The organism is Rubrobacter sp. M3-4 (genome assembly GCF_059772285.1).
Map to the genome: position 1 here is coordinate 55,033 of NZ_JCBAJP010000010.1, position 22,209 is coordinate 77,241.

The 22,209-nt window shown below is 67.8% G+C and carries 25 protein-coding genes and 1 tRNA gene; 22 read left to right on the plus strand and 4 right to left on the minus strand.

The features are described 5' to 3' along the window. Nucleotides 1-54 precede the first annotated feature (54 nt). Both AC6EKW_RS11565 and AC6EKW_RS11570 read left to right on the plus strand, forming a co-directional pair. Complete coding sequence (locus tag AC6EKW_RS11565) at nt 55-864, plus strand: carbohydrate ABC transporter permease (protein ID WP_420542107.1); 810 nt, start codon at nt 55-57, stop codon at nt 862-864. Nucleotides 865-931: 67 nt separating this feature from the next. Continuing rightward, entirely contained in the window at nt 932-1,870 is a 939-nt protein-coding gene (locus AC6EKW_RS11570) for a 3'-5' exoribonuclease YhaM family protein (RefSeq protein ID WP_273889445.1), read from the plus strand. Nucleotides 1,871-1,879: 9 nt separating this feature from the next. Here the strand turns inward: AC6EKW_RS11570 and tatB are convergent, their stop codons facing one another. Beyond that, nucleotides 1,880-2,239, minus strand: a complete 360-nt coding sequence (gene tatB / locus AC6EKW_RS11575; RefSeq protein WP_498514464.1) for a Sec-independent protein translocase protein TatB — start codon at nt 2,237-2,239, stop codon at nt 1,880-1,882. A gap of 99 nt (nt 2,240-2,338) precedes the next feature. Here tatB and AC6EKW_RS11580 point away from each other — a divergent pair, with 99 nt between their 5' ends. Beyond that, on the plus strand, nt 2,339-3,367 hold the full coding sequence (locus AC6EKW_RS11580) for a zinc-dependent metalloprotease (RefSeq protein WP_498514465.1): 1,029 nt from the start codon (nt 2,339-2,341) through the stop codon (nt 3,365-3,367). Between the two features lies 1 nt (nt 3,368). Continuing rightward, nucleotides 3,369-3,701, plus strand: coding sequence for a hypothetical protein (locus AC6EKW_RS11585; protein WP_273846495.1), 333 nt, complete (start codon nt 3,369-3,371; stop codon nt 3,699-3,701). A 9-nt stretch (nt 3,702-3,710) separates the two neighbouring features. Here AC6EKW_RS11585 and AC6EKW_RS11590 read toward each other — a convergent pair whose 3' ends face one another. Then, nucleotides 3,711-4,004, minus strand: coding sequence for a hypothetical protein (locus tag AC6EKW_RS11590; protein WP_273889441.1), 294 nt, complete (start codon nt 4,002-4,004; stop codon nt 3,711-3,713). 107 nt (nt 4,005-4,111) lie between these two features. On the opposite strand from AC6EKW_RS11590, the gene selA reads away from it, so the two are divergent. The 17 genes from selA to tatC all read left to right on the plus strand — a co-directional run bounded on the left by selA (nt 4,112) and on the right by tatC (nt 19,798). After that, on the plus strand, nt 4,112-5,473 hold the full coding sequence (selA, locus tag AC6EKW_RS11595; RefSeq protein ID WP_498514466.1) for an L-seryl-tRNA(Sec) selenium transferase: 1,362 nt from the start codon (nt 4,112-4,114) through the stop codon (nt 5,471-5,473). Then, nucleotides 5,448-7,307 (plus strand): selenocysteine-specific translation elongation factor, encoded by a 1,860-nt coding sequence (gene selB / locus AC6EKW_RS11600; RefSeq protein WP_498514467.1) that lies wholly within the window; start codon nt 5,448-5,450, stop codon nt 7,305-7,307. Before selA ends, selB begins: the two co-directional genes overlap by 26 nt. A gap of 23 nt (nt 7,308-7,330) precedes the next feature. Then, a tRNA-Sec gene (locus AC6EKW_RS11605) sits at nt 7,331-7,422 on the plus strand. Nucleotides 7,423-7,457: 35 nt separating this feature from the next. Continuing rightward, complete coding sequence (gene moaC, locus AC6EKW_RS11610; protein WP_498514489.1) at nt 7,458-7,913, plus strand: cyclic pyranopterin monophosphate synthase MoaC; 456 nt, start codon at nt 7,458-7,460, stop codon at nt 7,911-7,913. 87 nt (nt 7,914-8,000) lie between these two features. Further along, on the plus strand, nt 8,001-8,570 hold the full coding sequence (locus AC6EKW_RS11615) for a precorrin-2 dehydrogenase/sirohydrochlorin ferrochelatase family protein (RefSeq protein WP_273889437.1): 570 nt from the start codon (nt 8,001-8,003) through the stop codon (nt 8,568-8,570). Further along, nucleotides 8,546-9,829, plus strand: coding sequence for a glutamyl-tRNA reductase (gene hemA / locus AC6EKW_RS11620; protein ID WP_273889436.1), 1,284 nt, complete (start codon nt 8,546-8,548; stop codon nt 9,827-9,829). Before AC6EKW_RS11615 ends, hemA begins: the two co-directional genes overlap by 25 nt. Then, entirely contained in the window at nt 9,826-10,752 is a 927-nt protein-coding gene (hemC, locus tag AC6EKW_RS11625; RefSeq protein ID WP_498514468.1) for a hydroxymethylbilane synthase, read from the plus strand. The genes hemA and hemC overlap by 4 nt, the downstream gene beginning before the upstream one ends. Further along, nucleotides 10,749-12,290 (plus strand): uroporphyrinogen-III C-methyltransferase, encoded by a 1,542-nt coding sequence (gene cobA / locus AC6EKW_RS11630; protein WP_273888447.1) that lies wholly within the window; start codon nt 10,749-10,751, stop codon nt 12,288-12,290. Before hemC ends, cobA begins: the two co-directional genes overlap by 4 nt. 1 nt (nt 12,291) lies before the next feature. Next, nucleotides 12,292-13,275 (plus strand): porphobilinogen synthase, encoded by a 984-nt coding sequence (hemB, locus tag AC6EKW_RS11635; protein ID WP_273842990.1) that lies wholly within the window; start codon nt 12,292-12,294, stop codon nt 13,273-13,275. Between the two features lie 64 nt (nt 13,276-13,339). Continuing rightward, nucleotides 13,340-14,674, plus strand: a complete 1,335-nt coding sequence (hemL, locus tag AC6EKW_RS11640; RefSeq protein ID WP_498514469.1) for a glutamate-1-semialdehyde 2,1-aminomutase — start codon at nt 13,340-13,342, stop codon at nt 14,672-14,674. 3 nt (nt 14,675-14,677) lie between these two features. After that, on the plus strand, nt 14,678-15,097 hold the full coding sequence (locus AC6EKW_RS11645; RefSeq protein WP_273888449.1) for a hypothetical protein: 420 nt from the start codon (nt 14,678-14,680) through the stop codon (nt 15,095-15,097). Nucleotides 15,098-15,099: 2 nt separating this feature from the next. Then, complete coding sequence (locus tag AC6EKW_RS11650) at nt 15,100-15,828, plus strand: ubiquinone/menaquinone biosynthesis methyltransferase (protein ID WP_273888552.1); 729 nt, start codon at nt 15,100-15,102, stop codon at nt 15,826-15,828. Between the two features lie 10 nt (nt 15,829-15,838). Then, nucleotides 15,839-16,789: a polyprenyl synthetase family protein gene (locus AC6EKW_RS11655; RefSeq protein WP_273888450.1), complete on the plus strand. Its 951-nt coding sequence runs from the start codon at nt 15,839-15,841 to the stop codon at nt 16,787-16,789. Further along, a complete protein-coding gene (locus AC6EKW_RS11660) occupies nt 16,782-18,014 on the plus strand; it encodes an amidohydrolase family protein (protein ID WP_498514470.1) in 1,233 nt (410 codons plus the stop codon). Before AC6EKW_RS11655 ends, AC6EKW_RS11660 begins: the two co-directional genes overlap by 8 nt. A gap of 30 nt (nt 18,015-18,044) precedes the next feature. Continuing rightward, nucleotides 18,045-18,677, plus strand: coding sequence for a tetratricopeptide repeat protein (locus AC6EKW_RS11665; protein ID WP_273888452.1), 633 nt, complete (start codon nt 18,045-18,047; stop codon nt 18,675-18,677). Nucleotides 18,678-18,749: 72 nt separating this feature from the next. After that, nucleotides 18,750-18,944, plus strand: coding sequence for a twin-arginine translocase TatA/TatE family subunit (gene tatA / locus AC6EKW_RS11670; protein ID WP_273888453.1), 195 nt, complete (start codon nt 18,750-18,752; stop codon nt 18,942-18,944). A 35-nt stretch (nt 18,945-18,979) separates the two neighbouring features. Beyond that, nucleotides 18,980-19,798 (plus strand): twin-arginine translocase subunit TatC, encoded by an 819-nt coding sequence (gene tatC / locus AC6EKW_RS11675; protein ID WP_498514471.1) that lies wholly within the window; start codon nt 18,980-18,982, stop codon nt 19,796-19,798. Here the strand turns inward: tatC and AC6EKW_RS11680 are convergent. Together AC6EKW_RS11680 and AC6EKW_RS11685 are read right to left on the minus strand one after the other, a co-directional pair. Further along, the gene (locus AC6EKW_RS11680) at nt 19,777-20,268 is read right to left on the minus strand and encodes an SRPBCC family protein (RefSeq protein ID WP_273888456.1); all 492 of its coding nucleotides are present in this window, start codon (nt 20,266-20,268) and stop codon (nt 19,777-19,779) included. The genes tatC and AC6EKW_RS11680 overlap by 22 nt on opposite strands. Then, nucleotides 20,268-21,167: a 1,4-dihydroxy-2-naphthoate polyprenyltransferase gene (locus tag AC6EKW_RS11685; protein WP_273888457.1), complete on the minus strand. Its 900-nt coding sequence runs from the start codon at nt 21,165-21,167 to the stop codon at nt 20,268-20,270. The genes AC6EKW_RS11680 and AC6EKW_RS11685 overlap by 1 nt, the downstream gene beginning before the upstream one ends. 155 nt (nt 21,168-21,322) lie before the next feature. Here AC6EKW_RS11685 and AC6EKW_RS11690 point away from each other — a divergent pair, with 155 nt between their 5' ends. Continuing rightward, entirely contained in the window at nt 21,323-22,207 is an 885-nt protein-coding gene (locus AC6EKW_RS11690) for a decaprenyl-phosphate phosphoribosyltransferase (protein ID WP_273888458.1), read from the plus strand. Nucleotides 22,208-22,209 lie beyond the last annotated feature (2 nt).

Sequence of the window (22,209 nt, forward strand, 5' to 3'; positions counted from 1 at the left end):
ACTACCGCGGCGTCCACCGGCAGGAAGAGAAAGAGCCGGGGATTCAACCTCAACATGGTCCTCTTCTACCTGTTCGTCACGCTCTTCGTGCTGGTGAGCGTGGCGCCCCTTCTGTGGGTGTTCAAGATGAGCATCGTCACCAAGACCGAGCTCTTCGCCTCGCCGCCGACCCTCTGGCCTCACCAGACGACCGGCAGCCACTGGCACACCATCTTCGCCAATCGGGACTTCCTGCTGGCTTTGAGGAACAGCGTGATCATCGCCGGAATAACGACCATAGTCTGTCTGTTCTTCGGCTCGATCGCGGCGTACGCGATAGCCCGGCTGCGCTTCCGCTTCAAGAGCACCGTGCTGACGTTCATCCTGGCGGTGGCCTTCTTCCCGCAGGTGGCGATCATCGCCCCGCTCTTCAAGCAGTTCAGCGACATCGGCCTGATAAACACCTACTGGGCGGCGATCATCGCCGATACGGTCTTCGCGCTGCCTCTCACGGTCTGGCTTCTGGTAGCCTTCTTCAAGGAGCTGCCGAAGGATCTCGAGGAGGCCGCGAGGGTGGACGGGGCGACGACGCTGCAGGCCTTCCGGAAGGTGATCGTCCCGCTCGCCGCACCGGGCGTGTTCACGGCGGCGATCCTGACCTTCATCCAGGCGTGGGGCGACTACCTCTTCGCGCTCACGTTCCTCTTCACCGCCTCGACCCAGCCCGTGACGGTGGTGATACCGAACTTCGCCGGGATACACACCATAGACTACGGCGCGCAGGCGGCGGCCGCGGTGGTCGTGACGGTCCCGCTTGTTATACTGGTGTTGATATTCCAGCGCAGGATAGTCTCCGGGCTCACCGCCGGGGCGGTCAAGGGATAACCGGAGCTAGAGGAGCAGAGACACTCTGGGGAAAGAGAGGTTCTGGGCAAGAGATCTCGAGCCGGGCATGAGGCTCGACGCGACTTTCCTGGCGACGGACGCCGCGGTGCGCAACGACAGCCGCGGCGTCCCCTATATGGCGCTCCGGCTGGTCGACAGGACGGGATCGGTGGACGCTAGGATGTGGAAGTTGCCCAAGGATCTCCTCGGCGGCCTCGACGGGCCGGAGTACGTCCGCGTCGAGGGCGTCACCCACGAGTACCGGGGGATGCTGCAGGTGAAGGTCGAACGCCTCACGATCCTCGGCCGGGAAGAGGTTGACGAAGAGGACTACGTCCCGGTCACCGAGAGGAACCTGGCGGCGCTGGCGGCCGAGATGGAGTCGGTCGGAGAGGAGCTGGAGGATGTCCACCTGAAGCGGCTCTTCGACGCCATGGTGGCGGACGAGGATTTCTGGGAGGCGTTCTGCACTGCCCCTGCGGCCAAGAGCATGCACCACGCGCGCATCGGGGGGCTGCTCGAGCATTCGGTGCAATGCGTGCGGGTGGCTCGGGCTCTGGCCGAGATCTACCCGGTCGACCGGGACCTCCTGCTGTTCGGGGCGGCCTTCCACGACGTGGGCAAGGTCGATGAGCTGTCCTGGGACGGGGGAGGGTTCTCATACTCCGACAGGGGACGCCTGCAGGGTCACGTGGTGCTGGGGGAGAGGATCCTGCACCGTTACGTCGGGCGGGTGCCGGGCTTCCCCGAGGAGCTGGAGCTGGAACTCTCTCACATCCTGCTCTCACATCAGGGAGAGCCGGAGTACGGGGCTCCCGAGCGTCCGCGGACGTTGGAGGCGATGCTGATCCATCACATAGACAACCTGGACGCGCGGGTGGCGATGTTTTTGGAGGCTACCGAGAACGTGAGCCGCGGCGGGTGGAGCAACCACGAGAACCCGCTCCGGCGTGCTCTCTACGTGCCGCCCGCTCGGAGCGGCTCGGCGGAAGAGAAGGAAGGCTGAAAGAGAAGCTCAGGAGGAAGAGCGAGCTCCTTCACCGGCGGGGCCGTCCTCCCCGCCCCGGGCTTCCGCACCCGACTTCCTGGCGCGTTCGCGCGGGGGCTCGTAATCCTCGTCTTCTTCTTCGAAGACCTCTCTCTCCGGCTCCCCGCGCCCACCGCCGTAGTAGTCTTCGAAGTCCTCGTCCTCCTCGAAGGAGTTCCCGTCGCTCTCGGCGGTGAGTTCTTCCTTGATCTCGTCTATCGACTGACGAGCCTCGTTGACGAAGCGCCCCAGGTCACGCGCCATCTGCGGCAGCTTGTTGGGTCCGAAGAGCACCAGCACGATGACGCCGATGATCAACATCTCCTGGAAGCCGATGCCGAAGCCCATGCAAGGAATATAACCCCTGGCCGGGGCGATGGCAACCGCGTGGAGCCCGGCCGGCGTTATACTCCTGGTTGTGATGGTTGTCTCGGGAAGAGAGAGGCGATGATCTCCTGGGGTGCAGCACGCGCCATAGCGGTGGCGCTGGCCGCGCGTACCGAGAGCAGCCCGGCCGCGGATGGCTTCGACTACCCGGCCGCGGTCCGTCACGCCCTCGGCCCACTCTGTGAGTTCACCGGGATCCCGCTCCGGGAGCCCTTCGAGTCGCAGCGGGTGCTGGTCTCAGACCGCGCGCGGTGGATAGACCTCAACATCGAGAACTTCGGTGCCGTGCTGGAGCCTATATTGAGGCAGGCCGCCGGGAGCACCGGAGACCTCGCGTGGGCGCTCGGCGGCGTGACGCTCACGGCCCAGGTCGGGGTCCTGCTCGGGTTCCTCTCCACGCGGGTTCTGGGGCAGTACGACGCCGGACCATTCGCGGCGCGGCGTGAGAGGCCCGGCAGGGTCTTCTTCCTGGATGGGAACATCGCCTCCGCCGCCGCGAGGCTCGGGGTTCCACTCGACGGGCTCAGGCTCTGGATAGTTCTGCACGAGATGACCCACGCGCTGCAGTTCGAGGGGGCTGCCTGGCTCGGCGAGCACCTCGGGGATCTCATGCAGGGGTTGCTCGCGCCCCTGGCCGAGCGGCTCGGTCTGCGCGAGCTTCTGCGGCGTCTGGCCGACAACCTCTCCAGCGGAGGACGCCCGCTCGAGCTCCTGATGAGCCGCTCCCAACGGGCGACCTTCGACCGGGTGCAGGCCGTGATGTCGCTCGTGGAGGGATACTCGGATTACGTGATGCACCGGGTGGGCAGGGAGATGGTGCCCCACTACGAGCACATAAGCTCCGCGATGGCCCGCAGCCGGGAGCATCGTCCTCCGCTGGAGAGCGCCATCTTCAGGCTGACCGGGCTCGACCTCAAGATGGAACAGTACCGCCTCGGCGAGCAGTTCGCGGAGGTCGTCGCGAGGCGGGTCGGCATGGAAGGGCTCGGGCGTGTCTGGGAGCGGCCGGAGAACCTGCCGAGCCTCGCGGAGATCCACGACCCGGGACTCTGGTTGTCGCGCATGGAATTTGAGCGGGAGGCAGGCTGAGATGGCTGATCCCGGAGAGAGAACCCGGGCGATAGGTTACGAGTTCGCCCGCGAGGACGAGGCGCGCGGCTGTGCGGCCGAGCTGGCGCGCAGGTTCTCCGAGCGGGAGATCGTGGGGCTCAGGATCTACAGGATACGGTGGAACGGGGACTATCTGGTCGAGGCGGTCTTCGGGGAGGGTGTGCCGGAGCAGCGGGTGCGGGATGCCCGGGCCATCCTCGGCGAGCTGGGGGCCCCCATCCGGGAGGAGGACCTCGAGGACTACAAACGCGCCACGGAGGCCGGCTTCAACGAGGGGCTGCCGACCTGGATCCGCCGGCTCTTCGGCCGCTGAGAGGGCCGATCAGCCCCGCCGACCCTCGAGGTTCTCGATCTGCTCGCGCAGCTCTTCGATCTCGCGCTCGAGGTAGGCTTCGCGCCCCCGCAGACGGGTGTAGCCGGACTCGAAGGTCGTTGCGAGGCCGTCCGCGGCCCGGGAGAGGGCGCTCCCCAGGTGGCGGGCGGAGATGCCGAGGCCCCCGAGCAGAGAGTGTCCGGCGGAGCGGGCCGCCGGGGTCGTGACGAAGGATCCGGCGGCGAACCCACCCAGGGCGCCGAGAAGGACGCCGGCGAGAAACTTTGTAGATCCTTCCCTCAAGAAAAGAGTCCTCCCTGTCCTCTCCGATACAGGAACTTCCAGCGGGGACCCAGTTTAGCATAGCCGCGCGGAGGTTCTTGCCGAGACCGTTATATACTGGCGAGGGTATGCGGGATTCCCTGAAGAAAGAGAGGCTGCGGGCGCTTCCTTCCGTCGATGCCGTGATGAGATCGCCCGAGGCCGGCCGCGCCGCCAGGCGGTACGGGCGCGCCGTGCTGACCGGAGCGGTGAGGCGTGTGCTTGAAGCCAGGCGCAGGGACATCCTCGAAGGCGCCGGAGAGGGGAAGGTCTCCGTGGAGGACGTGGTGGGCGAGGCCGAGCGGGATCTCGCGCGGCGCGGGCTGCGGCGGGTCATCAACGCCACGGGCGTCGTCCTGCACACCAACCTCGGCCGTTCGGTCCTCTCGCGGCGCGCGGCCGAGGCGGCCTACGTCGCGGCGACCGGCTACTCCAACCTGGAATACGACCTCGGGCGCGGGAAGAGGGGTTCCCGCTATGACCACGCCGTCTCGCTGCTCACGGACCTGACCGGAGCGGAGGACGCGCTGGTGGTCAACAACTGCGCCGGGGCGGCGCTGCTCGCGCTCACGGCCGTGGCCCGGGGAGGAGAGGTCATCGTCTCCCGGGGACAGCTCGTCGAGATCGGGGGCGGCTTCCGCATACCCGAGGTGCTGGCCCTCTCAGGAGCGAAGCTGCGCGAGGTGGGGACGACCAACCGAACCCGTCTTTCTGACTACGAGGCCGCGCTCGGGGAGGAGACTCGGGCCATCCTCTGGGTGCACCAGAGCAACTTCGAGACGGTCGGGTTCACGGAATCCGTGTGGATCGACGAGCTCGCCTCGCTGGGCCTCCCGGTGATCGCCGACGTGGGCAGCGGGGCCCTTTTGCCGATCGCCGACGAGCCGCTCGTGCAGCGGGCGGTGAGGGACGGGGCTGCCATCGTGACGTTCTCCGGGGACAAGCTCCTGGGCGGTCCGCAGGCCGGGATCGCGGTGGGATCGTCGCAGATCGTCTCGTCCATGCGCTCCCATCCCCTGACCCGTGCCCTTCGCGCGGACAAGATGTGCCTGGCGGCGCTCTCGGAGACGCTGCGGGCGTATCTGGAGGGCTCCGCCCGGGACGAGCTCCCGGCGCTCCGGATGCTCGCTGCAGCGCCCGGTGAGGTCGAAGAGCGGGCAAGGACGCTCGCGTCCCGCATCGAAAAGAAACTCCCGGAAGTCCGGGTCGGGGTCGTGCCCTCGGTGGCCCGCAGCGGCGGCGGTACGCTGCCGACGCACGAAGTCCCCTCTTTCGCCGTCAGGATCGAGGCGCACGATGCCGAAGGGCTCGCCGGGAGGCTTCGGAGGTTCGAGCCCCCCGTCATCGGGAGGGTTCAGGACGATGCGTTGCTGCTCGATCTAAGGACGATACTCCCCGGTGAGGAAGAGGAGGTGTGCTCTGCGCTTGCAGAGACCTGCAGGGATGTCTGAGGAGAGGCCCATAGCCCTGACTATCGGGACGGCCGGGCACATAGACCACGGCAAGACCACCCTGGTGCGCCGCATGACCGGCACCGACACCGACAGGCTCGAAGAGGAGCACCGGCGGGGGATCTCCATCGTCCCGGGTTACGCGGAGCTCACGCTGCCGAGCGGGCGCCGGGCGAGCCTGGTCGACGTGCCGGGGCACGAGCGGTTCGTCAGGAACATGGTCTCCGGGGCGACGGGCGTGGATGCCTTCCTGCTCGTGGTCGCGGCGGACGACGGGGTCATGCCCCAGACGCGAGAGCACATGGACGTGCTCAGGATCCTCGGCGTCGAGCAGGGGGTGGTGGCGCTGACCAAGATAGACGCGGTCGACGAGGAGACGGCCGCTCTGGCCGAGCTCGACGTGGAGGAGTACCTGGAGTCGGTCGGGATAGAGGCCCCGGTTGTGCGGGTCAGCGGCGTCACGGGGGAAGGCGTGGAGGAGTTGCTCGAGGCCCTGGACCGTCTGGTGGAGACGGTGAGGCCGGGACGCGGCGCGGAGGACGTCGCCCGGCTCCCCGTGGACCGGGCCTTCGTCTTGCAGGGGATAGGGGTGGTCGTGACCGGGACGTTGTGGTCAGGGGAGATACGGGTCGGGGACGTGCTTCATACCCGATCCGGGCTGCGCCCGAGGGTGCGCAGCATACAGAACCACGGCCGTCCGGCCGAGGTGGCCCGCCGGGGGGCGCGGACGGCGCTCAACCTCGCCGGGGTGGAGATCTCGGAGATCTCCGCCGGCGAGGTGTTGCTCTCCGAGCCCCATCCTCCCACGCGCACGATCGACGCGAGGATAAGGCTCCTGGAGGGGGCCAGGCCGCTCAGGCACGGTGTCAGGGTGCGGTTTCATCACGCCACCACCTCGGTCAACGCCCGGGTGCTCCTGGCGGGGCGGGGTGAGCTCGCACCCGGAGAGAGTGCGCTGGGGCGTCTCAGGCTCGAAGCGCCGGTGGTGGCTTTCTTCGGCGACCGGTTCGTGCTGCGTTCTCTGGCTCCGCAGATCACGATAGGGGGCGGCACGGTGCTCGACCCCCGTCCCAGAGGACGGAGGCTGGACGAGGAGTGGCTCGTTGCGCTCGAGGATGGGGATCTCACGAGGATACTGCCCGCTGCCCTGCGCCGCTCTCCGGGTTCCGGTCTCTCCCGGGAGGAGGTGGCGGAGCTTGTCCCGTCCTCCCGGGGCAGATTGCGGGGCGACGAGAAGATCGAGGGCGTCGTCTTCGTCGGCGGGATGTACGCCCTCGAGTCCGCCGTAGAAGAGGGGGAGAGGAGGCTGCTGCGGGCGGTGCGGGAGCGTTACGAGGGATCTCCCGAGAGCCCCGAGCTCTCGCTCGCGGAGGCGCGTGCCGTGACGGGTCTGGAGGAGCGCCTCGCCGACGCCGTCGTGGATGGGCTTGCAAAAGCCGGGAAAGTGAGGGTCTCCGAGGCCGGGGTGAGTCTCCCGGAGGCGGAGGTGCCCGAGGAGATCGAGGAGGGAGCGCGCAGGCTCCTTTCGCGCCTGCGCGAGGCGGGTGTGGAGGCGCCGACGCTGGAGGAGAGCCCGGAGCTTCGGCTGCTGTTGCGACGGGGCGAGGCGGTGAGGGTCGGGGAGAACATGTTCGCCGCCCGGGAGGTCGCGCGCAGGATGATCGAGGAGATAATCGCGTTCTGCAGGGAGTCGGACGAGGTGACCCTCGCCGGCTTCCGGGACCGCATGTCCACGAGCCGCAAGTACGCTCAGGCCTGGCTCGAGTACGCGGATGGAGAAGGCGTGACGCGGAGGGTGGGGGACAGGAGGGTCCTCACCCGCCGCTACCGCTAGGTTGCTGTATTAAAATCCGTCTCGGAATGCGTGGGCCTGGTGGCCCGGCCGGTCTTCAAAACCGGTTTGCGGCTCCGAGAGGGGCCGTGGTGGTTCGATTCCCCCGCATTCCGCAGCAGGTTTTTGCAAACTCTTGGAGATCGGTCGGTGATGGACGAGTTCTCGCACATAGACGCCGGGGGCGCCGCCCGGATGGTCGACGTCGGTGGGAAGCCCGTCGTCCGGCGCGCCGCCCGGGCGACGGGACGCATCAGCCTCTCCCCGGGGACGGTCGATCTCCTCAGGCGGAAGGCGCTCCCGAAAGGGGATGCCCTCAACACGGCCAGGATCGCCGGGATCGTGGCCGCCAAGCGCACGCCGGAGCTCATCCCGCTGTGCCACGGCATCGCTCTGAGCCACGTGGACGTCGAGTTCGAGGTCGAGGAGGATGGGGTCGTGATAGAGGCCACCACCCAGGCTTCGGATCGGACTGGGGTGGAGATGGAGGCGCTCACGGCGGTGAGCGTCGCTGCGCTCACGCTGTATGACATGTGCAAGGCGGTAGACAAAAACATGCGGATAGAGGGCGTGAGGCTCCTCGAGAAGATCAAGAGCCCGGCGGAGTGATCATCGATACGGAATTCCGAAAAGATTTGTGAGAAGATCTGCCAACCGAAATCCTTCCTGGTCAGAGGCTTGAGCGTTGGAGGTGCTTTGCCGGAGGAGCCCGCGAAAGAAGATTCCTTCCTCTACCCCGTGTTCCTCGACCTGCGCGGCCGGCGGTGCGTGGTGGTAGGAGGAGGCGGGGTCGCGACCCGCAAGGCCCTCGAGCTCGCCCGGGCCGGTGCCGAGGTGGTCGCCGTGGCCCCCAGCGTCGGTCCGGAGATCGTGAGGATCAGCCGGGAGGTTCACGAGCGGCCCTACCGGAGCGGGGATCTCGATGGAGCCTTCCTGGCTTTCGCAGCGACCGACTCTCGGGAGGTGAACCGGGCGGTGGCGGAGGAGGCACACCGAAGGGGCATCCCGGTGAACGTGGCCGACCGTCCGGCGGAGGGCGACTTCTCCCTCCCATCGGTGCTCCGGCGGGGACCCCTCCAGATAGCGGTCTCCACGAGCGGTGCGTCCCCCGCTCTGGCGCGTTCCATCCGGAGGCAGCTGGAGGGGTTGTTCGGGCGGGAGTGGGAGGATCTCGTGCGGCGTGTGGGGGAGACGCGACGTCTGGGGGAGCATGACGAAGGGCTCGAAGAGGAGGTGAGGGCTTGCTTGTCGCGGTTGCGGGGATAAGCTACAAGACCACACCGGTCGAGATCAGGGAGAAGGTCGCGTTCCCGGTGTGTGCCGGACGTAGCTTCCTGCGGCGCATCAGGGAGGAAGGCCTCGTCTCGGAGGCCGTCCTGCTCTCCACGTGCAACAGGACGGAGCTCTACGCCGTCCTCGATGACGAAGGGATGCGCGCCCCGTTGCTGGCGGCGATCTCCGAGGACCGGGGGGTGCAGCTCGCGACGCTGGAGCGCGAGTCCTACTGGCTGACCGACGAGGAGGCCGTGGAGCACCTCTACCGGGTGGCGAGTTCGCTCGACTCCATGGTCGTCGGTGAAGCCCAGATACTGGGACAGGTGCGCGAGGCCTACCGCGTGGCGACGGAGGAGAAAGCGACCGGCCATATCACCAACCGGCTCTTTCACACCGCGCTCAGGATCGGCAAGCGGGTGCGGGCGCAGACCGGGATCGGGGACGGCTCGGTCTCGGTGCCGCACGTGGCGGCGAAGCTGGCCGAGGAGGTCTTCGGCGGGCTGCGCGGTCGGCGGGCGCTGGTGATCGGCGCGGGCGACATGAGCGAGCTGGTCGTCAAGCACCTCAGATCTCGCGGCATCGGGGAGGTGAGGATAGCCAACCGCACCCCGGAGCGTGCCCGGCTGCTGGCCGATCGCCTGGAGGGAGTCGCCGTCGGGTTCGAGAACATCGGCCGGGAGCTCGCCGCTGCGGACGTCGTGGTGAGCTCCACGGGATCCGGAGAGTGGGTCGTTCGCCTGGAGGAGGTCGGGCGGGCCGTCGAGAGACGGACGGCGCCGCTCTTCTTCGTCGATATCGCGGTGCCCCGGGACGTAGACCCCCGGGTGCAGAGCCTCCGAGGGGTCCACCTCTACGACATAGACGACCTGCAGGCGGTCGTCGAACGCAACGCCTGCGACCGGAAGGCCGCGGCGGAGGCGGGGGAGGCCATGATCTCCCCCGCCGTCATGGAGTTCATGAGCTGGCTCTCGACCCTGGACGTGGTGCCGGTCATCAAAGAGATGAGGGACGAGGCGGAGGGGATCCGGCGCCACGAGCTGGCGCGGGCGCTGAAGAGGCTCGACCTCTCTCCGGAAGAGGAGCAGGTGCTGGAGAAGATGACCCACGCCATCGTCAACAAGCTGCTGCACGGTCCGATCCAGGAGGTGAAGTCCCGGGCTTCTTCTCCTCTGCAGAGCCCGGAGGTGCGGAGGCGACTGTGGGAGCGGGAGGGGTTCGAGGTCGAACTGCACGGTCCGAAGCGCGGATGAGCCGCCGGCGTCTCGTACTCGGCACCAGGGGCTCGCGGCTTGCTCTGGCCCAGGCGGAACTCTGCGCGCGGCGGCTGCGCGAGAGTGGCCTGGAGGTCGAGATCAGAACCATAAAGGCGACGAGCGACCACCGTCCGGAGGAGCCGCTCTCGAGGATGGACGAGCGCGACGTCTTCACCCGCCAGCTCGACGAGGCCCTCCTACAGGGTGGGATCGACCTGGCGGTCCACTCCTGCAAGGACGTCCCAACCGAGATCCCATCTGGCATCTTTATCGTTGCCACCGTGGAGCGTGAGGACCCGAGGGACGTCCTCGTCTCCGATGGTCAGACCTCCCTCGATGCCCTCCCCGCAGGCGCTACGGTCGCCACCTCCAGCCTCAGAAGACGCTCCCAACTCCTCCACCTCCGACCCGACCTCCATGTGGTCGAGATCCGGGGCAACATAGATACCCGCCTCCAGAAACTCGCCCGCGGCGACGCGCTCGCCCTCGTCCTCGCCCGCGCCGGCCTCCTCAGATTGAAGCTCGACGTAAGGTATACGGTCATGCCGGTAGAGACCCTCGTGCCGGCCGTCGGGCAGGGGGCGCTGGCGGTGACGATGCGGGAGGGGGATCCTCTGGCCGGTGTGGTGCGTGGGGTCCTCGACCACCGGCCCACGGCGGTCGCGGTCGAGGCGGAGAGGGCTTTCCTGCGGGCGCTGGAGGGCGGCTGCCGGGTTCCGGTGGGGGCGAACGCGGTGGTCGAGGGGGGCGAAGTACGGTTGAGGGGGCGGGTGGGGTCGGTGGACGGGAGCGAGATGTACGAGGGGGAGGCGTCTGGCGCTGGAGCGCGGGAGGTCGGGGAGCGGCTGGCCGGTGAGCTTCTGGCGCGGGGGGCTGGAAGGGTTCTCGAAGAGGTACGTCGGGCGAGGAGCGGGGCGTGATCTACCTGGTCGGGAGCGGGCCCGGGGATCCGGGGCTCTTCACGCTGAAGGGGTTGAGGTGTCTCGAGCGGGCCGATGTCGTGGTCTACGACCGGCTGGCCCCCGAGGAACTACTGAGATATGCCCCTGCCGGGGCCGAGCTCGTCTACGTCGGGAAGCTGCCCGGACGTCCTACGATGCGGCAGGAGGAGATAAACGAGCTCCTCGTGCGCAAGGGGCGTGAGGGGAAGACCGTCGTCAGGCTCAAGGGGGGCGACCCCTACGTCTTCGGGCGTGGCGGGGAGGAGGCGCTCGCGCTCGCCGAGGCCGGGCTCCCCTTCGAGGTCGTACCCGGAGTGACGAGCGGAATCGCCGCGCCGGCCTACGCGGGCATCCCGGTCACCCACCGCGGGATCGCCGCGAGCGTGGCCTTCGTCACCGGCCACGAAGACCCCGAGAAGGGCAGGGTCGACGTGGACTGGGAGAGGGTGGCGCGGGGTGCGGACACCCTCATCCTCTACATGGGGGTGGGCAGGATCCGCCAGATCGCGCGGAGCCTCGTCGAGGCGGGCAGGCGTCCCGAGACGCCGGTCGCCTGCATCCGGTGGGGGACCTTGCCCGAGCAGCGGACGGTGACGGGGACGCTCGAGGACATCGCCGGGCGGGTGGAAGAGGCTGGTCTTGGTCCCCCGGCCGTGATCGTCGTCGGAGAAGTCGTCCGGCTCAGGGAAAAGGGTCTCGGATGGTACGAGAGTAAGCCGCTCTTCGGCAGGAGAATAGTCGTCACCCGGGCGAGGAAGCAAGCCGGGGAGCTCTCCCGCAGGCTGGAGGAGCTCGGCGCCGAGGCCATCGAGTTTCCCACTATAGAGATCCGTCCCCCCCGGGACTTCGGTTTGCTGGATAAGGCGATAGACCGGCTCGACTCCTACGATTGGCTCGTCTTCACCAGCGTCAACGGCGTGGAGAGCTTTCTGGGGCGCCTGCGAGATCGCGGCCTCGACATACGCTCCGTGCCGAGGGGGGCGAAGATCGCGGCGATAGGCCCGGCGACCGCCCGGCGGGTGGAGGAGGCCGGGCTCAAGGTCGATGCGGTGCCCTCCGAGTACCGGGCGGAGGCTCTGATCCCGGAGGTTTCAGGGGATGGTTCGCTGGCGGGGAAGAGGATTCTCATCCCGCGGGCGAAGGTTGCCCGGGAGGTGCTCCCCGAGAGGTTGAGGGAGGCCGGAGCCGAAGTGGACGTGCCTCCGGCCTACGAGTCGGTCCCGGATGCCAGCGGGGCGGAAGCCCTCGCGCGGAGGATCGAGGACGGCGAGGTGGACTGCGTCACGTTCACGGCGAGCTCGACCGTCGAGAACTTCGTCCGGGCCTTCGGGGAGGAGCGCTCCGTCCGGCTGCTGCGGAAGACGAAGGTCGCCTGCATCGGCCCGCTGACCGCCCAAACCGCGCGCGGGCACGGCTTACGCGTCGATGCCGTCGCGCGGGAGTACACTATCCCCGGACTGGTGGAAGCCGTCACGGAGCTCATGAGTTCCGCAGCGTCTGAAGGAGAGGTCGGATAACATGCCGTTTCCACAGCAGAGACTGCGCAGGATGCGCCGCACCGGGAGGCTGAGGTCGCTGGTGCGGGAGACACGCCTCTCGCCCGAGGACCTCATCTACCCCATGTTCGTCACCGTCGGGGAGGACGTCCGGAACCCGGTCCCTTCGATGCCGGGCGTCTTCCAGCTCTCCATAGACAACGCCGTCGAGGAAGCCCGGCGCGTCAGCTCGCTCGGGGTACCGGGGGTGATGCTCTTCGGCATCCCGGAGCACAAAGACGAGGCCGCCTCAGGAGCCTACGACCCCGAGGGTATCATCCAGCTCGCCGTGCGGGCCATGAAGGACGCCCTGCCGGAGCTTCTGGTCATCACCGACGTATGCCTCTGCGAGTACACGAGCCACGGCCACTGCGGCGTGGTCGAGAAAGAGACCGGCGAGATCCTCAACGACGTCAGCCTCGAGCTTCTGGCGCGCACCGCGGCCTCCCAGGCCGAGGCGGGGGCGGATATCGTCGCCCCCTCGGACATGATGGACGGTCGGGTCGCCGCCATCCGCTCCGAGCTCGACCGCGAGGGGTTCGAGAACACCCCGATCATGGCCTACTCCGCCAAGTACGCGACCACCTTCTACGGCCCCTTCCGCGACGCCGCCGAGAGCGCCCCCGCCTTCGGCGACCGGCGCAGCTACCAGATGGACCCGGCCAACGCGCGCGAGGCGCTGCGCGAGGTCGCCCTCGACGTCGAGGAGGGGGCGGACATCGTGATGGTCAAGCCGGCGCTTCCCTACCTCGACGTCATCCACAGGGTGAGGGAGGCCACCGACCTCCCGGTGGCGGCTTACAACGTGAGCGGAGAGTACGCGATGATAAAGGCCGCCGCGCAGAACGGTTGGCTGGACGAGCGCGCGGCCGTCCTGGAGGTGCTCACGAGCATAAAGCGCGCTGGCGCGGGGATGATAATAAGCTACCATGCACCGGACGCCGCCCGCTGGCTGTCGGGCGAGTAAGCGGCATTACGGCCGATTTTGCGTTTGTCGTATACAAAGACCAGGCTTTCGAGAGACGGAGGTTATGAGCCGGTTGCGAGGTAGCGGAGAGAGCGGCGGGAGCGTTCCGGCGGTGGAGCGCTCGGCCCGGCTCATGCGCCGGGCCGCTTCGAGGATGCCCGGCGGCGTCAACAGCCCCGTCAGAGCCTTCCGTTCGGTGGGCGGTGATCCCCTGTTCATCCGCAGAGGGGAGGGGGCTCGTATCTTCGACGTGGACGGCAACTCTTACATCGACTACGTGATGAGTTACGGGCCTCTCATCCTCGGGCACGCCCATCCCCGCGTCGTGGAGGCCCTCGAGCGGGTGGTGCGAGACGGGACCAGCTTCGGCGCCCCGACCGAGCTCGAGGTGGAGCTGGCGGAACTCGTCTGCGAGGCCGTGCCCTCCGTGGAGATGGTCAGGATGACCAACTCCGGGACCGAGGCCACGATGAGCGCCGTACGCCTCGCACGCGGCTACACCGGGCGCGAGAAGATCGTCAAGTTCGAGGGCAACTACCACGGGCACGGGGATCCGCTGCTCGCTTCGGCCGGGAGCGGGGTCGCCACCTTCGGGCTCCCGGACAGCCCCGGGGTGACGCGTGGTGCGGCGGCCGACACCGTAGTGCTGCCGTACAACGACCTGGATGCCGTGAGGGCCCTCTTCGAGCGGGAGGGCGAGAACGTGGCCGCCGTGATCGTGGAGCCGGTGGCCGGGAACATGGGGTGCGTGCCTCCCGTGGAAGGGTTTCTCGAGGGCCTCAGGGAGATGACGCGGGTTCACGGTGCTTTGCTCATCTTCGACGAGGTGATGACCGGATTCAGGGTGGCCTACGGCGGGGCGCAGGAACGCTTCGGTGTGGTGCCGGACCTCACCACGCTCGGCAAGGTCATCGGCGGGGGGCTCCCGGTCGGTGCGTTCGGGGGGAAGCGTGAGATCATGCAGCTCGTCGCCCCCTCCGGGCCCGTCTACCAGGCAGGGACGCTCTCTGGCAACCCGCTGGCGATGGCCGCAGGGCTTGCGACGCTGCGGACCGTGCGGGAAGAGAACGTCTACGAGCGGCTCGAAGAGCTGGGGCGGCTCTGGAAGGAAGGCGTGCAGCGGGCCGCCTCGGAGGGAGGGGTGCCCGTCACGGTACACCAGGTGGGATCGATGGTGAGCGTCTTCTTCACCGAAGGGCCGGTCAGAGACTTCGCCTCCGCCGCTCGTTCCGACCTCGAGGCCTTCAAGGACTTCTTCTGGCACATGCTCCAGAGGGGTGTCTACCTCGCTCCCAGCCAGTACGAGACCATTTTCCTCTCGGCGGCGCACACGGCGGAGGACGTCGAGCGCACCGTCGAGGCGGCGTCGGAGTGGTTCTCCCGGGCCGGAGGGGGATGAACGGTGCGGGCCGCTCGCAAGAGGACACCGCAGGTCTCCCTCAAAGGGGTGTTTTTGCACGCGGTCAAAGCCGTCGGCGGGGACGACCATCGCGGCGGGGTGGTGGCGGAGGCGCTGGATTTTCTGCAGCGGGGTTTCGACGCCCACTACGCGCACGGGCACGCCGCCGACGGGGAGATACTCGCCGGGGACGATGCCTACGCCGGGGCCGTCGAGATCATCTCGTGCCTCAACGAGCCGCACTTCGTGGCGGTGGCGAGCAGGATGATACGCGACGGCGCCGGGCACATCTCCTCCGGCGGTGAGGTCTCGCTCGAGACCTGGGTGCCCCACCTGGCCGATCTTTTGCGCATCATCTCCGGGGAGAGCGTCGAGCGCTCGCGCGATCGAGTGCGCCGGGCGGCGCGCGAGGCCGCGGGTTGAAGATGGGAGCGGGACCTTCGGGATCCGGCGGGGTCTCTGCGGAGCGGGCCCGGTACGTGCGCGAGATGTTCGACAGGATCTCCCGGCGCTACGAGCTGCTCAACTTCCTCATGACCGCCGGGATGTACCGCAGATGGAACGCCCGGGTCGTCGAGGTGGCCGGGGTGAGGCCCGGAGCGAGGGTGCTCGACCTCGCGTGCGGCACGGGGAGCCTCAGCCGGGAGCTCGCCCGTGCCGTGGGACCCGACGGGTACGTGCTGGGGATCGATTTCTCCCCCGAGATGCTCCGGATCGCCAGGCGCAGGATGTACGCGAATCTGGAGTACCGCCTCGGGGATGCGACCGATCTGAAGGAGGTAGAGAGCAGGAGCTTCGACGTGGCGACGATCGCTTATGGGGCGCGCAACATACCGGACCTCGCCGCGCTCTTCTCCGAGATGAGGCGGTGCCTCAAGCCCGGAGGACGAGCCGTCTGCCTCGAGATAGCCCGGCCCGGGGGCGTCCCGGCGCGTGCCTTCTACGGGATCTGGTTCGACAGGATCGTTCCCCTCCTCGGAGGGATGATCTCAGGGGACAGGGAGGCCTACGCCTACCTCCCGCGGTCGGTAAAGGAGTTCGTGGCGCCCGCAGAGCTGGCTGGCATAATGGAGAGAAGTGGACTACGAAACGTTACATGGGAAAGACTCGCCGGTGGAATTATCACGCTCCACAGTGGAACCAAGCCTCGCTAGCCTGAGGGCGTTGCTCCCGGAGGAGATCGGGGAGCAACTGGGGGCGGTGGAGAAGACGCTAGTCGGTGTCGCCGAGGGGGCTCCGCGACCGCTCGCCGCGCCGGTCCACGAGGTGCTCACCTCCGGCGGTAAGAGGCTGCGTCCGCTGCTCATGATCCTGAGCGCGAACATGGGGGAGCCGGACCGGGAGGCGCTCGTCTCCGCGGCGGCGGCGGTGGAGGTACTCCACACGGCCACGCTCATCCACGACGACGTGGTGGACCGGGCCGAGAGCCGCCGGGGGCGCCCGACCACCGTCGCGGCCTACGGACGGGAGGTGGCCGTGGCGACCGGGGACTACCTCTTCGCGGAGTCTTTCGCGCGGCTGGCCGATATCGGGGACCCGAGGATAGTACGGGTCTTCGCCGAGGCGGCCCGCGATCTCGCCTCCGGGGAGCTCGAACAGTTCCGGGCCTCCGGGGACGAGGTCGGCATCGAGGAATACCTGCGGCACATCAGGATGAAGACCGCCGGGCTCTTCAAGGCGGCGTGCGTCGCCGGGGGGACCCTCGGTGGGCTCTCCATCCGGAGGATAGACGCCCTCGCGACCTACGGTCAATCGCTCGGGGTCGCCTTCCAGATGTCCGACGACGTGATGGACTTCGTCGGGGAGCCCGGCGTCATGGGCAAGGGGGCGGGTTCGGATCTCGCGGAGGGTACGATCACGCTGCCCATCATCCTCGCCATGCAGGAGGGTAACGCCGGGCTGATCCGGAAGGTGCTCAGGACGCCGCGGCCGGAGAAGGCCCTGCTCGAGGCCGGGATCGAGGCCGTGCTCGAGACCCGGGCGATCGCGGGGACGGAAGAGCGGGCGAGAAAGGAGATAGAGACCGCCCTGATGGAGCTCGAGCTCCTGCCTGCGGGGCCCGAGCGCGACGTACTGCACATGATAGCCAGCGAGGTGGTGGGAAGAGATGCCTGAGATCTTCGCCGCGGGGGTCTTGCTGCCGGTGGAGGGTGAGGTCATCCGCGAGGGGGGCGTGCTGGTGGAGGAGGGGAGGATAGGCTCCGTGGGGCCGCTGGGGGAGATCTCGCGGGAGCATCCCGGTGTGGAGGTACGCTACTTCCCCCGGTGCGCTCTCGTGCCCGGGGCGGTCAACGCGCACGCCCACCTGGGTTTCGCCCGGGGAGAGGGGCCGGAAGGGGGGAGTTTCTCCCGCTGGCTCAAGGGCCTGATCGAACGCCTCCCGGAGAAGGATACGGCCCGGGCCGCCGAGGCGGGCGCCCGAGAAGCGGTCGAGGCCGGGACCACCTACATGGCGGAATCCTCGCCTTACGGCGAGTGTCTGCCGCAGCTCGCCGCGAGCGGGATGGCGGGGAGGGTCTACGCTGAGTTCTTCCCGCACGAGATCGGTGACGGGACGCCCGGCGAGGCGGTCGAGTACATAATCCGCAGGGTGCGTGAGCTGAGGGAGGGGCTTCTTCCTCCCAGGGTCGAGGCTCACGTGAGCGTACACTCGCCCTACACCGTGGACCCCGAGTCCTCGCGGCTCGCGGCGCGGCGCACGAGAGAGCTCGGGGACCTGCTCGCGATACACCTCTCCGAGAGCCCGGAGGAGGTGGAGTTCGTGCGCGACGGGAAGGGACCCCTGCGGGACATCTTCGGGGAGAACGACTGGGGAGGTGTCGGGCTCTCCCCGGTGGCCTACGCCGAGAGCGTAGAGCTCCTCGCCCCGCAGACGATAGCCGCGCATCTGGCCACCGGGGTCTCGACCGCGGACATCGAGATACTCGCCCGTACGGGTACCGCCGTGGCGCACTGCCCGCGCTCGAACGATTTCCTCGGTTGCGGGGTCTCTCCGGTGCCGGACATGCTGGCGCGGGGGGTGCGCGTGGGGATGGGCACCGACGGCCTCTGGAGCAGCCCGAGCCTCAACCTCTTCGAGGAGACGCTCCACGCCGTGAGGCTGCACGGCTTCAGCGGCGCGGAGGGCCTGCGCCTCGCTACGCTCGGAGGGGCCGAGGCGCTGGGCATCGCCCGGGAGACCGGGAGCCTCGTGCCCGGCAAGTGGGCGGATTTCGCCATCGTGGAGTGCTCCCCGGGCGGGCACGAGCCGGAGATGGAGGTGCTCGAAGCCGCAGCAGATGGTGGTGTCATGGCGACTGTCGCCAGGGGCGAGCTGATATACAATCGGGTCGAGAGCTGAACCAACCTCCCCGAGAGAGGCCTCCCCGCGATGATGATGGACCGCGACAGGATAAGCTTCTGGACCAGGATCGGTGCATTCGCGCTCATCATCCTGTTCCTGGCCACTTTCCTGTTCGCCGGGCTCGGGACCGGTCTCAACATCGACTTCCTCCAGGCGTTCCGGAGCAACCAGCCGGCGCAGCAGCACCCGCAGACGGTGAGCGTGAAACAGCAGATCAAGTATGCCGAAAGCTACGCGAAGGATCACCCGAAGGACCCCGCCGCCGTCTTCCGTCTGGGATACCTCTACGCCCAGGACGGCCAGATGCGTAAGGCCGGGCAGGTCCTCGAGAAGGGCCGGAAGGACTTCCCGAAGAACGCTCAGATCGCCATGCTCCTCGGGGACGTCTACGCGCAGCAGGCCCAATCGGCTTCCGGGAAGGAGCAGAAGAAGCTCTACGGGAAGGCCGCAGACGCGTTCGCCGGGGCCTCGAAGATCGCTCCGAGCGGTGATGTCGCGCGTCTGTACCTGGCCGCCGGAGAGGCTTACCAGCGGGCCGGACAGCCGGGGCTCGCGGTCAAATACTGGAACAAGTACCTCGACAAACATCCCAAGGGCAAACAGGCGGATCAGGTACGCAAGCAGATCTCCGACGCCCTGCACGGTGGCAGCACCGGATGATGTTTTCGGGAGGTAGTAGAATGAGTCCAGCGCTCTTTCGCGAGCAGGACTTCAGAACGAGGAGGAGAAACCTTGCCGGGTTACCTGGGTGGATCCGAGCTACTGATAGTATTGATCATCGTGCTCTTGCTCTTCGGAGCCAGACGCATCCCCGAGCTGGCCAGAGGGCTCGGCAGCGGGGTCCGCGAGTTCCGCAGGGGGATCTCCGGCGAGGAGCACGACGAGGAAGAGCAGCGGCCCCGTTCCGTGGAGGGCAATCGCGACTGAAGTATCGGAGTAATCCCGGGAGGCGAGGCTGAGCTTTGGCTGGTAACCGCCTGAGGGCGCTGGCGCGTCCCCGCGACGAGAAGAGGATGACCCTGATCGAACACCTCGAGGAGCTGCGCTCGAGGATAATCAAGGTCGGGGTGGCCTTCGTCGTGGCGACGGTCGTCGCCTGGTTCTTCCGGGTGCGGATCTACGACTGGCTCCTGGCCCCCTCCGGGCTCAAAAAACTTCACTTCACCGGGGTCACCGCGCCGGTCTTCACCGACCTCAAGCTGGCCCTCTACGCGGCGTTCGTGGTGACGCTTCCGGTCTTGATCTACCAGGCGTGGGCGTTCGTGGCCCCGGCGGTGGGCGAGGCCGGGCGCATCTTCACCTATATCTTGATCGGCTTCTCCTCGCTCCTCTTCATCGCCGGGATCGGCTTCGCGTACTACGCGGCGCTGCCGGTGGCGTTGCACTTCCTGCTCCACTACGCGCCGAACCGCTACACCGAGATCATCACCGCCGACACCTACCTCTCCTTCGTCACGCGCTTTCTGCTCGCCTTCGGGATAGTCTTCGAGTTCCCGGCCGCCACCTTCGTCGGGGCGAAACTCGGTCTCGTGGACGGTGACTTCCTCAAGAAGTACCGCCGGCATGCGGTCGTCGTCATCGCTGTGGTCGCCGCCGCCCTCACCCCGACCCCGGACCCGTTCACGATGCTCCTCATGATGGCCCCGATGCTCGTCATGTACGAGGCGAGCGTCCTGATCGCGCGCTACGTGAACCCAGCGACCGTCCCGCCGGAGCCCGGCGACGGGGGCGAGCGCGAGGAGGAGCTCGAGCGCAGCGTCTACGGGGACGACGATCGCTGAAATGACCCGCCGGAGGAGAGGTAGGAGCCCAGTCTCCTGAGCGAGCGACGCAGCAGGTCGTCGGCGGCTCGCCGGAAGAAGGGGCGGGCCGCGATCCGGTCCAGCCACCGCGGTTCCACCACGTAGTTCGTCGTGAAGGTCACGCGCACGCTTCCTGCGCTTTCCCGGTCCACCGCCAGACCGCCGGTACCGCTGGCACCTCTCGTGTAACGCCACTGCAGGGTCCGGGGAGGATCCACGACGGTGATGGTGCTCTCCACCTCGTGGCGGATGCCGGCTGCGTTCAGGGCGAAGCTCAGCGCGGTGCCCGGGCGCACCTCACGGCCGCCTCCGAGTATGCTGACCCGCTCCAGCCCGCAAGCCCATTCCGGGAAGCGCCAGACTTCGAGCAGGGCCGCGAAGACCTCCTCCTGGGAGAGCCCGCTGATCGGGTAGCTGGCGCTCACGTAGTGTCCGCCCGTTACCACCATCAGAAGATCGTACCCAGCAGGATTCCGGCCGCGTAGAGCAGCCCGAAGATGGCGTGCAGCCCGGCCGTGCGCTTGACCACGGGGTCGAGGCGTTCCGGGGAGGTGCTGGCGAGGATGGCGCGCCAGAGGCGCAGCGCGATCGGGATGCTGAGGAAGACGAGCAGGACGCTCCAGGGGAGGATCCCGACGATCGGGAGCATCGCCGCCCAGAGGTAGGCGCCCGCCAGGAGGGCGCGGTAGACGGCCGCGCCGCCCCTGCGGCCGAGGACTATCGGGAGCGTCTTCCTGTTGCCGCGCCGGTCGGACTCCAGGTCCCGGATGTTGTTCGCGAGCAGTATGGCGGAGACGAGAAAGCCCACCGGGACCGCGACGAGCGGGACCGTGGCCGGGTAGCCGTGGGTCTGCGCGCCGTAGGTGATCACGACTATGATCAGCCCCATGAACACGAAGACCGTCGCCTCGCTCGCCGGGGTGTAGGCGATGGGGCGCGGGCCCGCGGAGTAGACGTAGCCGCCGAGCGCCGAGAGGCATCCGAGAACGAGGATCGGCCAGCCCCCGACCGCGACCAGGTAGAGGCTGAAGAAGAGCGCGAGCGTGTAGCAGAGGAGCGCCCCCAGAAGGACCGCCCGCGCCGGGAGTCTCCCCTTGACTATCGATCCGGCTATCCCGACCGAGCGCTCGGTGTCCAGCCCGCGTTTCTCGTCGTAGAACTCGTTGAACATGTTCGTCGCCGCCTGGATGAGGACGCTGGCCAGGAGCATCGCCAGCGCGGGGCCTGCCCGGAACCCGCCCTCCAGCGCCGCCAGGGAGGAGCCGACCAGCACGGGAACGACCGCCGCCGTCAGCGAGAAAGGCCGCGCGAGCCAGAACCACTCCGAGAGCGAGCGCCGACCAATCAACCGCTTCCCCTGCCGGTCTTTTCCGAGATCTCCTTCAAGGTCCCCACATATATAGCCGATCGCCGGTCACCCTGCCGGGTATTTTGCCAGCACCACAAGGATCGTGCCCGCCTTCCCGAAGACTTTGGCCGGCGTTTGTGGTAGAACCGGCTTTCGTGAAGACCGTCGGCCTCAGCATGAAAAACCCCTACCTGCGGCTGGCGCGACCCAAACAATGGACGAAGAACGGGTTCGTGCTGGCGGGGCTCCTCTTCGCGCGGCAGGCCTACCATCCCCCGGCGGTCCTCTCCGCCCTCGTCGCTTTCGTGGCCTTCTGTGCTCTCTCCTCCGCGACCTACGCTGCGAACGACGCTCTGGACGTCGAGGAGGACCGGGAGCACCCGACCAAGAGGTTCCGTCCCGTGGCGAGCGGTGAGATAAAACCACGGGCCGCGCTGACCTTCGCGGCCATGCTCGCCGCCATCGGGCTCGGGCTGTGCTTCGCGATCGGACCGGTCGTGGGGCTCTCTGCGGTGGCTTACCTGCTGCTTCAGGCCTTCTACACGCTCGTCCTCAAGCATCTGGTGATACTGGACGTGATGGCCATCTCGGCCGGCTTCGTCATCCGGGCGCTCGCGGGCGTCGCCGCGGTGCACAGCCCGGTCTCGCCCTGGCTGATAGTCTGCACCGGGCTCCTGACGCTCTTCCTGGGTTTCTCCAAGCGCCGCCACGAGCTCGCGGTGCTCGGCGAGGATGCCGGAGGGCACCGCCGGAACCTGGAGGACTACTCGGTCGAGATGCTCGACCAGATGATGAACATCATGCTCGCGGCGACCATAATCGCCTACTCGATGTACACGTTCTTCGTGTACAAGAGCGAGGCCGAGAACTACATGATGGCGACGATACCTTTCGTCATCTACGGCGTCTTCCGCTACATGCTGCTGGTACACCGGGCGGGAGGGGGCAACCCGGACACGCTGCTCCTGCGGGACCGGCCGCTGCAGATCACGCTGCTTCTGTGGCTCGTCGTGGTGTTCCTCGTCCTCTACGTGCAGTAGGG

Bases quoted from the DNA above. Each gene is read 5' to 3' on its own strand.
- AC6EKW_RS11565 (WP_420542107.1), top strand. From the start codon at position 55: ATGGTCCTCTTCTACCTGTTCGTCACGCTCTTCGTGCTGGTGAGCGTG.
- AC6EKW_RS11570 (WP_273889445.1), top strand. From the start codon at position 932: ATGAGGCTCGACGCGACTTTCCTGGCGACGGACGCCGCGGTGCGCAAC.
- tatB (WP_498514464.1), bottom strand. From the start codon at position 2,239: ATGGGCTTCGGCATCGGCTTCCAGGAGATGTTGATCATCGGCGTCATC.
- AC6EKW_RS11580 (WP_498514465.1), top strand. From the start codon at position 2,339: ATGATCTCCTGGGGTGCAGCACGCGCCATAGCGGTGGCGCTGGCCGCG.
- AC6EKW_RS11585 (WP_273846495.1), top strand. From the start codon at position 3,369: ATGGCTGATCCCGGAGAGAGAACCCGGGCGATAGGTTACGAGTTCGCC.
- selA (WP_498514466.1), top strand. From the start codon at position 4,112: ATGCGGGATTCCCTGAAGAAAGAGAGGCTGCGGGCGCTTCCTTCCGTC.
- moaC (WP_498514489.1), top strand. From the start codon at position 7,458: ATGGACGAGTTCTCGCACATAGACGCCGGGGGCGCCGCCCGGATGGTC.
- hemC (WP_498514468.1), top strand. From the start codon at position 9,826: ATGAGCCGCCGGCGTCTCGTACTCGGCACCAGGGGCTCGCGGCTTGCT.
- hemB (WP_273842990.1), top strand. From the start codon at position 12,292: ATGCCGTTTCCACAGCAGAGACTGCGCAGGATGCGCCGCACCGGGAGG.
- hemL (WP_498514469.1), top strand. From the start codon at position 13,340: ATGAGCCGGTTGCGAGGTAGCGGAGAGAGCGGCGGGAGCGTTCCGGCG.
- AC6EKW_RS11650 (WP_273888552.1), top strand. From the start codon at position 15,100: ATGGGAGCGGGACCTTCGGGATCCGGCGGGGTCTCTGCGGAGCGGGCC.
- AC6EKW_RS11660 (WP_498514470.1), top strand. From the start codon at position 16,782: ATGCCTGAGATCTTCGCCGCGGGGGTCTTGCTGCCGGTGGAGGGTGAG.
- AC6EKW_RS11665 (WP_273888452.1), top strand. From the start codon at position 18,045: ATGATGATGGACCGCGACAGGATAAGCTTCTGGACCAGGATCGGTGCA.
- AC6EKW_RS11680 (WP_273888456.1), bottom strand. From the start codon at position 20,268: ATGGTGGTAACGGGCGGACACTACGTGAGCGCCAGCTACCCGATCAGC.